This window comes from Microbacterium sp. 1262 (assembly GCF_040544895.1).
GTDB classification, from domain to species: domain Bacteria; phylum Actinomycetota; class Actinomycetes; order Actinomycetales; family Microbacteriaceae; genus Microbacterium; species Microbacterium plantarum.
This window is the reverse complement of record NZ_JBEPKU010000001.1, coordinates 154,123-167,976: the sequence shown is the minus strand read 5'-3', so window position 1 is coordinate 167,976 and position 13,854 is coordinate 154,123. Positions and strand designations below refer to the sequence as shown.

Annotated in this window: 11 protein-coding genes; 5 read left to right on the top strand and 6 right to left on the bottom strand. The window is 70.8% G+C overall.

The window, feature by feature from the left end; genetic code table 11:
• Positions 1–115: 115 nt before the first annotated feature.
• The 3 genes from ABIC53_RS00765 (at position 116) to ABIC53_RS00755 (ending at position 2,637) form a co-directional block, all read left to right on the top strand.
• Positions 116–553, top strand: a complete 438-nt coding sequence (locus tag ABIC53_RS00765; RefSeq protein ID WP_269267931.1) for a hypothetical protein — start codon at positions 116–118, stop codon at positions 551–553.
• Positions 554–676: 123 nt separating this feature from the next.
• Positions 677–2,116 carry a L,D-transpeptidase family protein gene (locus ABIC53_RS00760; RefSeq protein ID WP_282501412.1) on the top strand — a complete coding sequence of 480 codons (1,440 nt, stop codon included), beginning with the start codon at positions 677–679 and terminating at the stop codon, positions 2,114–2,116.
• 68 nt (positions 2,117–2,184) lie between these two features.
• Positions 2,185–2,637: a GNAT family N-acetyltransferase gene (locus ABIC53_RS00755; RefSeq protein WP_274178950.1), complete on the top strand. Its 453-nt coding sequence runs from the start codon at positions 2,185–2,187 to the stop codon at positions 2,635–2,637.
• A gap of 75 nt (positions 2,638–2,712) precedes the next feature.
• Here the strand turns inward: ABIC53_RS00755 and ABIC53_RS00750 are convergent, their stop codons facing one another.
• On the bottom strand, positions 2,713–4,929 hold the full coding sequence (locus tag ABIC53_RS00750; RefSeq protein ID WP_112617452.1) for an NADP-dependent isocitrate dehydrogenase: 2,217 nt from the start codon (positions 4,927–4,929) through the stop codon (positions 2,713–2,715).
• Positions 4,930–5,044: 115 nt separating this feature from the next.
• Between ABIC53_RS00750 and ABIC53_RS00745 the strand changes: the two genes are divergently transcribed.
• A complete protein-coding gene (locus ABIC53_RS00745; protein WP_354449981.1) occupies positions 5,045–6,025 on the top strand; it encodes an acetylxylan esterase in 981 nt (326 codons plus the stop codon).
• The gene (locus ABIC53_RS00740) at positions 6,022–6,948 is read left to right on the top strand and encodes an N-acetylglucosamine kinase (RefSeq protein WP_354449979.1); all 927 of its coding nucleotides are present in this window, start codon (positions 6,022–6,024) and stop codon (positions 6,946–6,948) included. Before ABIC53_RS00745 ends, ABIC53_RS00740 begins: the two co-directional genes overlap by 4 nt.
• Before the next feature lie 83 nt (positions 6,949–7,031).
• Here the strand turns inward: ABIC53_RS00740 and ABIC53_RS00735 are convergent, their stop codons facing one another.
• The 5 genes from ABIC53_RS00735 to ABIC53_RS00715 all read right to left on the bottom strand — a co-directional run bounded on the left by ABIC53_RS00735 (position 7,032) and on the right by ABIC53_RS00715 (position 13,853).
• Positions 7,032–8,843 carry an ABC transporter ATP-binding protein gene (locus tag ABIC53_RS00735; RefSeq protein WP_354449977.1) on the bottom strand — a complete coding sequence of 604 codons (1,812 nt, stop codon included), beginning with the start codon at positions 8,841–8,843 and terminating at the stop codon, positions 7,032–7,034.
• On the bottom strand, positions 8,840–10,690 hold the full coding sequence (locus tag ABIC53_RS00730) for an ABC transporter ATP-binding protein (protein ID WP_323986452.1): 1,851 nt from the start codon (positions 10,688–10,690) through the stop codon (positions 8,840–8,842). The genes ABIC53_RS00735 and ABIC53_RS00730 overlap by 4 nt, the downstream gene beginning before the upstream one ends.
• A 308-nt stretch (positions 10,691–10,998) precedes the next feature.
• Complete coding sequence (locus tag ABIC53_RS00725; RefSeq protein ID WP_274178956.1) at positions 10,999–11,544, bottom strand: methylated-DNA--[protein]-cysteine S-methyltransferase; 546 nt, start codon at positions 11,542–11,544, stop codon at positions 10,999–11,001.
• Complete coding sequence (locus ABIC53_RS00720; protein ID WP_274178957.1) at positions 11,541–13,055, bottom strand: AlkA N-terminal domain-containing protein; 1,515 nt, start codon at positions 13,053–13,055, stop codon at positions 11,541–11,543. Before ABIC53_RS00720 ends, ABIC53_RS00725 begins: the two co-directional genes overlap by 4 nt.
• Before the next feature lie 141 nt (positions 13,056–13,196).
• Entirely contained in the window at positions 13,197–13,853 is a 657-nt protein-coding gene (locus tag ABIC53_RS00715; protein WP_274178958.1) for a hypothetical protein, read from the bottom strand.
• Between the last annotated feature and the right edge of the window lies 1 nt (position 13,854).

Genomic DNA, 13,854 nt, shown 5'->3' with positions numbered 1-13,854 from the left:
GCGATGTTTACAAACCCGTTACATCCGCACATTGCCTCCCCTGCAGATGTCAAGGGGAACGTTCGATCGTCGCGCCTCCGTAGGGTGGAGAGATCGCTGCATCGAGGAGAACCCCATGAACCGTCGCCTGACCGCCCTCACCGTCACCGCGCTGGCGCTCGTCGCCCTGACCGGGTGCACCGGCGGAGACGGCTCCGCTGCTGGGGGCTCGACCCCCGCAAGCACCCAGTCGGTCGAGGAGGCGTGCACCCAGGTCAACGACGTCATGACCGAGGCGACGCAGGGAATCCAGGAGATCGACCCCTCCGATCCCGCCGCCGCCGCCGGCGCGCTGCGCACGATCTCGGACGGCATGGGCGACGCCGCCGCCCAAGTGACGAACGAAGAGGTGTCCGGCATCCTGCCCGACCTGCAGACGGCGTTCTCCTCGGCCGCCGAATCGATGGAGGCTGTGGCCGCCGGTGACACCGATCGTGCGACGGAGCTCACCACGGCGCTGAGCGACGTGCAGGGCAGCATCGACACCTACACCGAGCTCTGCGGCACGGAATGACGCATCGGCGCGATCCGGATCGCGCCGCCAGATAACGCTCTGGTTTCACTCAGGCCGCTCTCCGAGTGCCTTCGCGTACCATAAGAACCGAGTGCGCTTTCACGCGCAGACGGGGGTACAGCGGTGACGGATGTCGCGTCGAAGCATGATCACGAGAGCACGGCCGAGCGAGGCACGCCCTCGGACGATGCCGGGCAGCGCGTCGAATGGGCGCCCGTGGAGCCGGCGCCCAAGAAGCGGCACCTCGGCTTGTGGATCGGCATTCCCGTCGGCGTCGTCGCGCTCGGCGGCGCCGCCGCATCGCTCTTCTTGATCGCCCCCGGCACCTCGATCGGCGGTGTTCCCGTCGGTTTCATGACGCCGGGCGCCGCTGCGGCCGCCGTACAGGACCGCCTCGATCAGACCACTGTCACGCTCGGCGAGGGCGGAGACAGCGTCTCCGGTGCGGATCTCGGAGCACAGGTCGACGGCACGCAGCTCGCTTCCTCCGCCTTCGACGCGCGGCCCGCCTGGAACATCACCCAGTGGTTCGGCGAGCCCATCGCTGCTCCCGTGGCCCTCGATGAAGCGACGGCCACCACCGCCCTGCGAGGCGCCGCGGGCGACCTGTACGTCGAGCCTACGGCGGCATCCGTCTCCTTCGACGGCTCGTCGTATGTCGTCAGTCCCGACGTCCCCGGTGCGGGCGTCGACCCCGAGGCGGCCCGTGCGGGCCTGCAGAGCGCCTTCGACTCCGGCACGACCGACGCGGTCATCGACCCCGAGCTCACGCCCGTGACGGCGCTGACCACCACCGCCGCGGCGGAGGAGGCCGCCGCTTCGCTGAACAGCATGCTCGACGGCGTCGGCTTCTACGTCGGCGACGAGCGCACGGTCCCCGTCGACCGCGCGCTCGCCGCGAGCTGGCTCACGGTCAGCACGAAAGACGACGGCTCGTTCGAGATCACGGCCGACCCCGCCGCCATCCAGCCCGTGGTCGACACCCTTCCGGGGCTCGTCGATCGGGCGCCCGTCAACGGCGTGGTGTTCGCCAACGCCGCGGGTGAGGTCATCGACGACTCCGACGCCGGCCTCGACGGTCGCACGCTGAGCTCGACGGACGGCATCGCCGCCGGATTCGCGGAGCAGCTCGCGACGGGTGATGCCGCCTACCGCCTGCCCGTCGAGGTCGTCCCCGTCACGACGGAGACCATCACACGGCTGCTCGAGGTCGACCTGAGCGAACAGCGCCTCTACCTCAAGGAGAACGGCGCCGTGGTCGACTCGTGGCTCGTCTCCACCGGCCGCCCCGGCGCTGACACCCAGACCGGCTACTACACGATCGGGTGGAAGACTCCGCGCCAGGACATGCGCGGCACCGCGGCCGACTCGGGCGTGAGCTACGTCCAGCCCGATGTGAAGTGGGCGATGTACTTCAACGGCGACCAGGCGTTCCACGGCGTCTACTGGCACAGCAACTGGGGCAACCGGATGAGCGCCGGCTGCGTCGGGATGCCCGACTCGCGCGCCGCCCAGATCTACGAGTGGGCTGTCGCCGGAACCGACGTCTACGTCCACGCCTGATCGACGCATCCGGGCCCATCCCCCGATCGACCGATGCGCGGTCGATCGATCACCGTTAGCCTGTGACCATGGCTGACCTCCGAGTGGAAGAACTGTCGGCGTCGACGATCGTCGCGGTGAACAACCTGTCGCTGAAGCCCGGGCAGGAGCGATTCGTCGTGCCCGAGAGCTACGCGATCGCGGCGACCGTGGTCGACCCGGCGACCTCGTGGCAGCGCGTGATCCTGGACGGTGACGAGGTCGTCGGCTTCGTCAGCGCGGGCTTCGACCCCGACGCGCCGCACGAGCACTTCCGCTCGGTGCTGTGGCGCATCAACGTCGACGCCGACGACCAGGGCCGCGGTGTCGGACGGTTCGCCGTCGAACAGCTCGTCGACGAGGCGCGCAAGCGAGGCTTCGACTGCCTCAACGTGATCTACGAGGCCGGAGAGGGCGGGCCCGAAGCGTTCTTCACCCGTGTCGGCTTCACGCCGGTCAACGAGACCGAGTACGGCGAGGTCGTCGCCGAGATCCGCTTCTGACGGACTCCCCCACGCACGACGCGAAACGCCCCGGGCGCCGAAGCGGCCGGGGCGTTTCGCTGTGTCAGAGCGGAGTCAAAGCCCGTCGATGATGCCGTTCAGCGTCGCCGAAGGCCGCATGACGGCCGCGACCAGCTCGGCGTCGGGACGGTAGTAGCCACCGATCTCGGCCGGCGAACCCTGCACCGCGATCAGCTCCTCCACGATCGCCGTTTCGTTCGCGGCGAGGGTCTCGGCGACCGGCGCGAAGGCGGCGGCGAGTTCGGCGTCGACCGTCTGAGCCGCCAGCTCCTGCGCCCAGTACAGCGCGAGGTAGAAGTGGCTGCCGCGGTTGTCGATCGTGCCGAGTGCGCGACCCGGCGACTTGTCCTGCTCGAGGAACGTGCCGGTGGCGGCATCCAGCGTGTCGGCGAGCACCTTCGCGTGAGCGTTGCCGGTGTACTCGGCGAGGTGCTCGAACGACGCCGCGAGGGCGAAGAACTCACCCAGCGAGTCCCACCGGAGGTAGTTCTCGGCGACGAGCTGCTGCACGTGCTTCGGAGCCGAACCGCCCGCGCCGGTCTCGAACAGACCACCGCCGGCCAGCAGCGGGACGATCGAGAGCATCTTGGCGCTCGTGCCCACCTCGAGGATCGGGAAGAGGTCGGTCAGGTAGTCGCGGAGCACATTGCCGGTGACCGAGATGGTGTCCTCGCCGCGGCGGATGCGTTCGAGCGAGTAGCGCGTCGCGTCGGCGGGAGCGAGGATCTCGATCGTGAGCCCGTCCGTGTCGTGCTCGGCGAGGTAGGTCTTCACCTTCGCGATGAGGTTCGCGTCGTGGGCACGGTTCTCGTCGAGCCAGAACACGGCGGGCACGCCCGTCGCACGCGCGCGGGTGACGGCGAGCTTGACCCAGTCGCGCACCGCGACATCCTTCGTCTGCGTCGCGCGCCAGATGTCGCCCGCCTGAACCTCGTGCGACAGCAGGACCGACCCGGACGAGTCGACGACCTCGACGGTTCCGGCGGCCGGGATCTCGAAGGTCTTGTCGTGCGAGCCGTACTCTTCGGCCGCCTGCGCCATCAGGCCGACGTTGGGCACCGAGCCGATCGTGGCCGGGTCGAGCGGGCCGTGTTCGATGACGTCCTCGATCGTCGCCTGGTAGACGCCGGCGTAGGAGGAGTCGGGGATGACGGCGATCGTGTCGTCCTCGCCGCCGTCGGCGCCCCAGAGCTTGCCGCCGTTGCGGATGAGGGCCGGCATCGAGGCGTCGACGATCACGTCGGAGGGCACGTGCAGGTTCGTGATGCCCTTGTCGGAGTTGACGTACGACAGACGGGGCCCGGAGGCGATGGCGGCCTCGAAGGCGGCACGGATCTCGTCGCCGTTCGCGAGCTGCGAGAGGCCCGCGAGGATGGCGCCGAGGCCGTCGTTGGGGGTGAGGCCGGCAGCGGCGAGGTCATCGCCGTAGCGAGCGAACACGTCGGCGAAGAAGGCGCGGACGACGTGGCCGAAGATGATCGGGTCGCTGACCTTCATCATCGTCGCCTTCAGGTGCACCGAGTACAGCACGTCGTCCGACGCGGCCTGCGCGACCGTGTCGGCGAGGAAGGCGTCGAGGGCTGCGGCCGAGAGGAAGGTCGCGTCGACGACCTCGCCCGGCAGCACCTTCAGGCCCGACTTCAGCTCGGTGACGGTGCCGTCCTGAGCCGTGAAGCGGATGGCGAGGACGTCGTCGCCCTCGATGACCGTCGAGGTCTCGTTCGACTTGAAGTCGTCGTGGCCCAGCGTCGCGACGCGAGTCTTCGACCCGTCGGCGAACGGCTTGTTGCGGTGCGGGTGCTTGCGGGCGTAGTTCTTGACCGAGAGCGGGGCCCGGCGGTCGCTGTTGCCCTCGCGCAGCACGGGGTTCACGGCGGAGCCCTTGATGCGGTCGTAGCGTGCGCGCACGTCCTTCTCGTCGACGTTCTGCGGCTCGTCCGGGTAGTTCGGGATGTCGTATCCCGCGGCCTGAAGCTCGGCGATGGCCGCCTTCAGCTGCGGGATCGAGGCCGAGATGTTCGGCAGCTTGATGATGTTGGCCTCGGGCAGCGTCGCCAGGCCGCCGAGCTCGGCGAGGGCGTCGCCGACCTGCTGCTCGGGCGTGAGGTTCTGCGGGAAGGCGGCGAGGATGCGACCCGCGAGCGAGATGTCGCGGGTTTCGATGGCCACGCCGGCCGCACCGGCGAAGGCCTCGACGATGGGCAGGAAGGAGGCGGTGGCCAGTGCCGGCGCCTCGTCGGTGTACGTGTAGATGATGGTCGAGTCGGGCACGTGTCGTCTCTCCAAAAAGCGCGTCGAGGGTCGTTCCTCAGCGTATCGCACGGGGGTGGTTCTCTCGATGTCGAGATATCTCTCACGGCTCCGGGCTTCGCGCTAGGGTGAGCGCGTGCCGCGCTTCGATCTCTCGCTCGCCGAACTCCAGGACTACCGCCCGGAGGTGAGCGAGCCCAGCGATTTCGACGATTTCTGGTCGGCGACGCTCGCGGGCTCGCGTGAGGCCGGCGGTGAGGTGACCGTGTCCGCGGCATCCGAGCTGTACGCGACGGTCGACGTGCACGACGTCACCTTCCCCGGGTACGGCGGTGATCCCGTGAAGGCCTGGCTGATCCTCCCCGCGCATCGCGAGGGCCCGCTGCCGGCGGTCGTGGAGTTCGTCGGCTACGGCGGCGGACGCGGCCTGCCGACCGAGCGGCTCGCCTGGGCCACTGCCGGGTACGCCTCGTTCGTCATGGACACCCGCGGACAGGGCAGTGTGTGGGGCAGCGGCGGCGAGACTCCCGACCCCCACGGCTCCGGCCCCGCCGTGCCCGGCTTCATGACGCGCGGCATCGAGTCGCCCGAGACCTACTACTACCGGCGCGTGTTCACCGACGCCGTGCGCGCGGTCGACGCGGTGCGGTCGCTGCCGGAGGTCGACGCCTCACGGGTGTCGGTCACGGGCGGCAGCCAGGGCGGCGGCATCGCCATCGCGGCCGCCGGCCTGAGCGACGGACTCGTCGCGGCGATGCCCGACGTTCCCTTCCTCTGCCACTTCGAGCGCGCCATCGGTTTCACCGGCAGCGACCCCTACCAGGAGGTCGGGCGCTGGCTCGCCGTGCACCGCGGCGCCGAGGCGCGGGTCTTCGAGACGCTGTCGTACTTCGACGGCGTGAACTTCGCCCGCCGCGCCGACGCGGCGACCCTATTCTCGGTCGGACTGCTCGATCCGGTGTGCCCGCCCTCGACGGTCTACGCCGCGTTCAACGCCTACGGCGGCGCGCACAAGGAGATGTCGGTCTTCCCCTTCAACGAGCACGAGGGCGGCCAGGGATACCAGTGGGAGGCGCAGGCGGGCTTCCTGCGCCGCGTGCTCGGGGGCACCCCGTGAGCGAACGACGCGTGCTCGCGATCGACGCGGGGCAGAGCGGCATCAAGGTGCGCGCGACTGCGGCATCCGGTGAAGACCTGCTCTTCCCCGGCATCCGAACCGGTGAGCCGCTGCTCCCCCAGCTCGCCGCCGTCGTCGCCGAGACCGCGGCGCGCACAGGCTCGCCCGCTGACATCGTGGTCGCGGGCATCTCGGGGCTGACCGACGCGAACGCCGACGCCGACGCGATGCTCGCGCTCACGGCGGCGCAGGGCGTGCGCGGCGTCGTGCTCGCCCACGACTCGACGACCTCGTTCCTCGGCGCGCTCGGTGACCGACGCGGAGCCGTCATCGCGGCCGGAACCGGAGTCGTCACGCTCGCCGTCGGCGCGGAGACCACTGCGCGCGTCGACGGGTGGGGGTGGATCATGGGCGACGCCGGCAGCGGCTACTGGATCGGCCGCGAGGCCCTGGATGCCGTGATGCGCGCCTACGACGGCCGGGGGCCGACGACCGAGCTGACGGCGACGGTGTCGGACCGGTGGCCTGACCTGTCGCAGGCGTACATGAGCCTGCAGGCCGATCCCGATCGGGTCCGCGTCGTGGCGAGCTTCGCCGCCGTCGTCGCGCGCGCCGCCGTCGCCGGCGACACCGTCGCGCAGGACATCTCGGTCCGCGCCGCGCACGAGCTCGCGCAGAGCGTGCGCGCGGCGATCGCCCAGGTGCGCACCGACGAGGAGACCTTCCCGGTGTGCGCGATCGGCGGCGTCTTCGGTTCGATCCCGCTGCTCGAGGCCTTCACCGCCGACCTGCACACGGGCGATGCGTCGGTACGCCTGGTCGACCCCGTCGGTGTCGGCATCGACGGAGTGGTGGCCCTCGCCGATCTCGGCACCTCTCACCCCCTCGCCGCGGTCACCCACCGCGCCGGCGATATCCGCTGACCGGCGGCGAGAACGCACCGTTACGCCGAGAACGCACCGCCCCCGGTACGTTCTCGCGGGGGCGGTGCGTTCTCGGCGTGAGCTCAGACGAGCGACTCGCGCCAGGCGCTGTGCAGCTGGGCGAACTTGCCCGTGCCGGCGATGAGCGCCGCGGGGGTGTCGTCCTCGATGATGCGGCCGTGCTCCATCACGAGCACCCGGTCGGCGATGGCCACCGTCGACAGGCGGTGCGCGATGATGATCGCCGTACGGTCGGCCAGCAGCGTGCCCAGGGCCTCCTGGATCTGCCGCTCGCTCGGGATGTCGAGCGACGCCGTCGCCTCGTCGAGGATCAGCACCGCCGGGTCGGCGAGGAAGGCTCGCGCGAACGAGATCAGCTGACGCTGCCCGGCCGACACGCGCCCGCCGCGCTTGTTGACGTCGGTTGCGTAACCCTCGGGCAGCCGCTCGATGAACTCGTGCGCCCCGACGGCCTTCGCCGCCGCCTGGATCTCATCCATCGTCGCGTCGGGCTTGCCGAGCGCGATGTTGTCGGCGACCGTCCCGCTGAACAGGTAGGCCTCCTGCGTGACCATGACGATCGCGCGGCGCAGATCTTTCGGATGCAGCCGGCGCAGGTCGACGCCGTCGAGCGTGACCCGCCCCTTCGTGGGGTCGTAGAACCGCGCGACGAGCTTGGCGAGCGTCGACTTGCCCGCACCGGTCGTGCCGACGAGCGCGATCGTCTGCCCCGCGGGCATGTCGAGCGCGAAGTCGGGCAGGATCGTCACGGCATCCGAGTAGCCGAACGTCACGTCCTCGAACCGCAGGTGCCCGCGGGCCTCCCGCAGCTCGACGGGATCGGTCGGGTCGGGGACCGTCGGGTCCTCCTCGAGCACACCCGAGACCTTCTCGAGCGCCGCCGTCGCCGACTGGTACGAGTTGAGGAAGAAGGCGACCTCCTGCATGGGCGCGAAGAAGTTCCGCACGTACAGCACGGCCGACAGCAGGAACCCGAGACTCAGCGTGCCGTCGACGACCCGGAATCCTCCCCAGGCGAGCACCAGGGCGAGCGAGACGGATGCCACGGCCATGAGCGCCGGCTCGAACGTTCCGAACAGGCGGATCGAGCGCATGTTCACATCACGGTAATCGCTCGACAGCCCACCGAACTCGGTGTCGTTCGCGGGTTCTTTGCGGAACGCCTTGACCGCGCGGATGCCGGTCATCGACTCGACGAACTTCACGATCACCTTCGCGCTGATGACGCGCGACTCGCGGTAGACGACCTGCGACCGCAGGTAGAACCAGCGCATGAGCAGGAACAGCGGGATGCCCATGACCGCGAGGATGACGCCCGACTGCCAGTCGAGCAGCAGCAGCGCGATGAGCGTGAATCCGCCGTAGAGCAGACCCGAGACGAGCTCATTCAGGCCGCCGTCGAGCAGTTCGCGGATGGTGTCGAGGTCGCTCGTCTGACGCGAGATGATGCGTCCCGACGTGTACGACTCGTGGAACTCGAGGCTGAGGCGCTGCGTGTGGCGGAAGATGCGCTTGCGGAGGTCGATCATGACCGCCTGGGTCAGGCGCGCCGCCACCACGGCGTACCAGCCGATGAGCGCGGCGCCGCCGACGGCGGTGATGAGGAAGACGACGACGACCGCGATGGTCGGCATCCAGTCGGCCTGCTCCTGCACGGCTGGCAGCGCGTTGGCGATGCCCCAGCCGACAAGCGCGGGGCCCGCGACGCGCAGCGCGGTCGAGATGACGAGCACGACCGCCGCCAGCGCCAGCTGCATGCGCAGCGGGGAGACCAGCGACCCGAGCAGACGCAGCGAGCGTCGCCGGATCTCTCGGCTCTCCTCGCGGGTGTAATCGGAGCGGTCCTCGCCGCTCGTCCCGGTGACGGTGCTCACAGGGTCACCTCCGCTTCATCGTGTCGTTCATGGTCGTGTCGTTCATGGTCGTGTCGGTCCTGCTCGTCCTCGAGGCTCGAGATCACGTGCCGGTAGTGCTCGCTCGTGCGCAGCAGCTCGGAGTGGGTGCCGACCGCGGTCACCCGCCCCTCCTCGAGCAGTGCCACACGATCGGCAAGGGTCACGGTCGAGGGGCGGTGCGCGACGATGAGCGCCGTCGTGTCGGCCAGCACCTCGCGCAGCGCATCTTCGACGAGCGCTTCGGTGTCGACGTCGAGCGCCGACAGCGGGTCGTCGAGCACGAGCACGGCCGGGCGCGCGGCCACGGCTCGGGCGAGCGCCAGGCGCTGCCGCTGTCCGCCCGACAGGCTCAGCCCCTCTTCGCCGATGACCGTGTCGACGCCGTTCGGAAGGGAGTCGACGAAGTTCGCCTGCGCGACCGAGAGAGCCTCGCGCATGACGCGCTCGGCCTCCTCGCTGCCGCGTTCGAGGTCCTCGCGACCGAGCAGCACGTTCTCTCGGACGGTCTGCGAGAACAGCGTCGCGTCCTCGAACGCCATGCCGACGTGACGGCGCAGCTCGTCGAGCCGCAGGTCGCGCACGTCGACGCCGTCGAGCAGCACGCGGCCTCCGGTGACGTCGTACAGGCGCCCCGGCAGGGTCGTGAGCGTCGTCTTGCCCGAGCCGGTGAGTCCGACGAGCGCCATCGTCTCCCCCGGCCGCAGCGCGAGGTCGATGCCGTCGAGCAGGTCGCGCTCGCTCTCGGGGGCGTCCTGGTACCGGAAATGAGCGCCCTCGAAGACGAGCTCGCCGCGCGGCTGCGCGATGGTCGCGGGGTTCTCGGGGTCGACGATGGTGTTCTGCTCGTCGAACACCTCGAAGATGCGGTCGGTGGCCGTCCGTGCGTCGACGAGGAACGAGAAGAGGAACCCGATCGACTCGACGGGCCAGCGCAGGATCGTCGCCATCGCGAAGAACGCGATCAGCGAGTCGACGCCGAGCTCGCCCGCCTGCACGAGGTAGATGCCCGCGCCGAGGCACAGGGCGAAGGCGATGTCGGGCAGCAGCACGAGCCAGAACCAGATCCAGCCGACCGCCTTGGCCTTCTTGACCTCGGTCTCGCGCAGGGTCTCGGCCTGGCGCGTGAACTTCTGCAGGGCGTGTCCGCCGCGGCCGAACGCCTTCAGCACGCGGATGCCGTGGACCGACTCCTCGACGGCTGTGGCGAGGTCGCCCGCCTGGTCCTGGCTCTGCCGGGAGAGCAGGCCGTAGCGGTTCTCGAAGATGAATCCCGCGATCCACAGCGGCGCCGAGACCACGACGAAGATCGTGCCGAGCAGCCAGTGCCACCGGAACAGGATGATCGAGCCGACGACGATCGTGAGCATGTTCACGACGAGCAGGACGATGCCGAAGGCGAGCCAGCGACGGATGAGGCTGATGTCCTGCATCATCCGGCTGAGCAGCTGACCCGACTGCCAGCGGTCGTGGAAGGCGACCGGCAGCCGCTGCAGGCGCGCGAAGAAGTCGGTGCGCAGCTCGTACTCGACCTTGGTCGCGGGGGCGAGGACGAACCAGCGGCGCGCCCAGACCATGAGGGCCTCGAGCAGACCGAGGGCGAGCACGGCGCCGGCGCCGAGGACGATGAGCCACGGGTCGCCCGAGTTGATCGGGCCGTCAGGGCCGACGATCACCTCGAGGACGAGCGGGATGCCGAGAGCCAGCAGGCTCGCGATGAGCGCGCTGGCGAAGCCGAGGCTCAGCCGGGGCAGCACCGGTTTGGCGAAGGGGAGCAGACGCGCGAGCGCGCGCGGCGTGGACAGACGAGGGGGCGTCGAGGAAGTCATGATCCTGAGGTGTGTCGAGCGGATGCCGAAGACGGCGAGGGGCGCGCGCGAGCGCGGCGAAGCGGGACCGGGGCCCCGCGGGAGGAAACGTCGGAAGCGGCGAAGCGCTTCCCGGAGCTACCGGGCGATTCCTCCGCGTGCGGGGCGTCCGTCGATCATGATGAGGAGAGCGACGGACTTCGTGATGACGATGGCCGGGGACATGGCTTCCTCCTGAGGTCGAGCGGACAGAGCACCCGCTGCACACACGGGAGCCCTCCAGGCTATACCTGAGTATTCGCTGAGTGCAAGGAAAAACTGGCGCCGGCTCAGCCGCCCAGCCGCGCCTCGCGCGTCAGGAGACTCTGCTTGACCTCGACGCCCCAGGCGAACCCGCCGAGCGCCCCACCGGTGCGGAGTACGCGGTGGCACGGCACGAAGAGGGCCGCGGCGTTGCGGGCGCAGACGGATGCCGCGGCACGCACGGCTCCGGGAGAACCGAGCGCCGCCGCGAAGCCGGTGTAGGTCAGCGGCTCGCCCGGCGTGATCCGCCGGAGCGCCTGCCAGCCGGCGCTTTGCATCGCCGTTCCCGACTGGCGCACCGGCACCGCGTCGATCGCCGCGAGGTCGCCCGCATAGTACGCGGCGACCGCGGCGGCGGCATCCGTGGGAGCCTCGACGACCCGCATGGGGCGGGCGGCGGGCCGGAGCCGGTCGACGATCGCGACCGGGTCGGCCGTCCACCCCGACGCGAGCACCTCGCCGCGCGACTCGAGGATCGTGAAGGGGCCGTCGGGCGTCTCGACCGTCTGGATCGAAGCGGTCTCGACCCGGGTGGCGTCGATCGGGGCGGGGGCGTGGGAGACGGCGGTCATGCTCGGGCCTTTCGGGACGGCGGGAGGGTCGGCTCGGTCGCGCTTTCGCGCCACGCCTGCGTGACGGGGGCGGCGTACCAGAGGTGGGCCATGAGGTAGCTGCGCCAGGGGGCGGCGCGTTCGGCCCAGGCGACCAGCTCGGACGGGCCGGCGGGGATACCGGCGGCGGCCGCCCCCGCGCGTGCCGCGACGTCGCCGGGCAGCAGGATGTCGGGGTCGCCGAGCACCCGCATCCGCACATAGTCGGCGGTCCAGGGGCCGATGCCTGGCAAGGCGAGGAGCGCCGCGCGCTGCTCGTGCGTGTCGTCACCGGGAGACAGACGCAGCGAGCCGTCGGCGAGCGCGGTGGCGGCGCCGACGATCGCCCGGATGCGCGCCCCGGGCCCGCGCAGCACCTCAGCGCCGCGCTCGGCGATCGCCGCCATCGTCGGGAAGAGTGTCGCGGGGCCGGCGGCGGTCTGGACGGGCTCGCCGAGCTCGGCGGTCAGGCGCCCCTGCACGGTGCGGGCGGAGGCGACGCTGATCTGCTGGCCGATCATCGCGCGGATGAGCATCTCGTCGGGGTCCATCGCCGCGGGCAGGCGGACGCCCGGGATCCGCGCCACGAGAGGCGCGAGTGCGGGATGCCGCGCGAGGGCCTCGTCGATCGCCGTCGGATCGGCGTCGAGGTCGAACAGCCGCCGGACCCGCGCGATGAGGGTGGACAGGTCGGCCAGCGAGGCCAGCTCGGCGCGCAGGCGCACGCGCCCCGCGTCATCCTGGCGCACCTCGAACCACGCCGGTCCCCCGGCGAGACGGATCACGCGGGCGAATGAGCGTTCGTCGCCCGACTCGACCCCGGGGATGGCGTGGGCCCGCATCCATCCGAAGAGGCCCGCGGCGTCGAACGGCTCGCGCACCGGGAGGACGAGGTCGATGCGGCCCGGCATCCGCTCCCCCGCCTGCCGGCGCGCGCGCAGCTGGCCGGGAGGCATTGCGAAGACCTCACCGACCGTCTCGTTGAACTGCCGCACGCTCGCGAACCCCGCGGCGAAGGCGACATCGGCGATGGCGAGGTCGGTGTCGACGAGCAGGGCACGTGCGGTGTGGGCACGGTGCGCGCGGGCCAGCGCGAGCGGGCCGGCCCCCAGCTCCGCGGTGAGCAGTCGGGTGAGGTGACGCGACGAGTAACCGAGGCGCGATGCGAGCCCCGGAACGCCCTCGCGATCGACGACCCCGTCGGCGATGAGACGCATCGCTCGCGCGGCGAGGTCGCCGCGCAGGTTCCACTGCGGCGACCCGGGCGTGGCCTCGGGCAGGCAGCGTTTGCACGCGCGGTATCCGGCCTCGTGAGCGGCGGCGCTCGTCGGGTAGAAGGTCACGTTGGCGGGCTGAGGTGTGCGCGCGGGGCAGCTCGGGCGGCAGTAGATGCCCGTCGAGCGCACCGCCGTGACGAACTGGCCGTCGAAGCGGCGGTCGCGCGCGTCGATGGCGCGATACCGCTCGTCGAAGGTCATCCCGTCACTGGTCATGCCCCCAGCCTGACACGCTCCGCCGACACCGGCTCGCGGAAATCGGACACGACCGTTCCGAGGTTTTGCTGCGTCGACTCGCCACAGAATGCGGATGCCGCCCCTCCCGCACCCGCACTTTCTGGCGAGTCGACGAGGAGGTCAGCGGGGCGGGGGCAGGATGGGCGCGCCGGTGGCGTCGTAGTGGAGGGGGCTGCCGGGCGGAAAGGAGAACTGCGGCACCGATGACGGCCCCTCCGTCGCGGGAAGCCGACGCCAGACGTCGTCGGGATACTGCTCCTCCCCGAAGATCGCAGTGAGGATCTCCGAGCTCGACCCGGGCGTGCAGGCGGTCTCGCTGGAGACGAGCACACGGCCATCGACCGGACGGATCACCACCACGGTGCGCGCGGCATCGCTCTCGCCCACCACCGTCACTTCCCGCGCATCCCCTGAACCCCGCTCGACGGTCTCCGCGTCGACACCGAGCTCGGCGAAGCCCTCGGATGCCGCCGCCGCGATCTCCGCGGCTTCCCGGCCCGGCAGATCGAGCGCGCGCACCGCCGTGAACGAATATCCCGTGTCCGAGCTGACGCCCAGCTGACATCCGCTCGGGCGGGCTCCGTACTGTCCCTGGTCGACTCGCCAATCGGTCGGCTCGATGGCCATGATCACCGTATGCAGCTCGTCGGCCATCGCCGTGAACTGCTCGCGCGCCCGGGGGTACGGATCCGCGTCGGGCGTACCGGCGCACGCACCGGTCAGGCCCGCAACGGCGACGATCGTCGCGACGACGGCGAGACGCTGACGAGCGCGCACG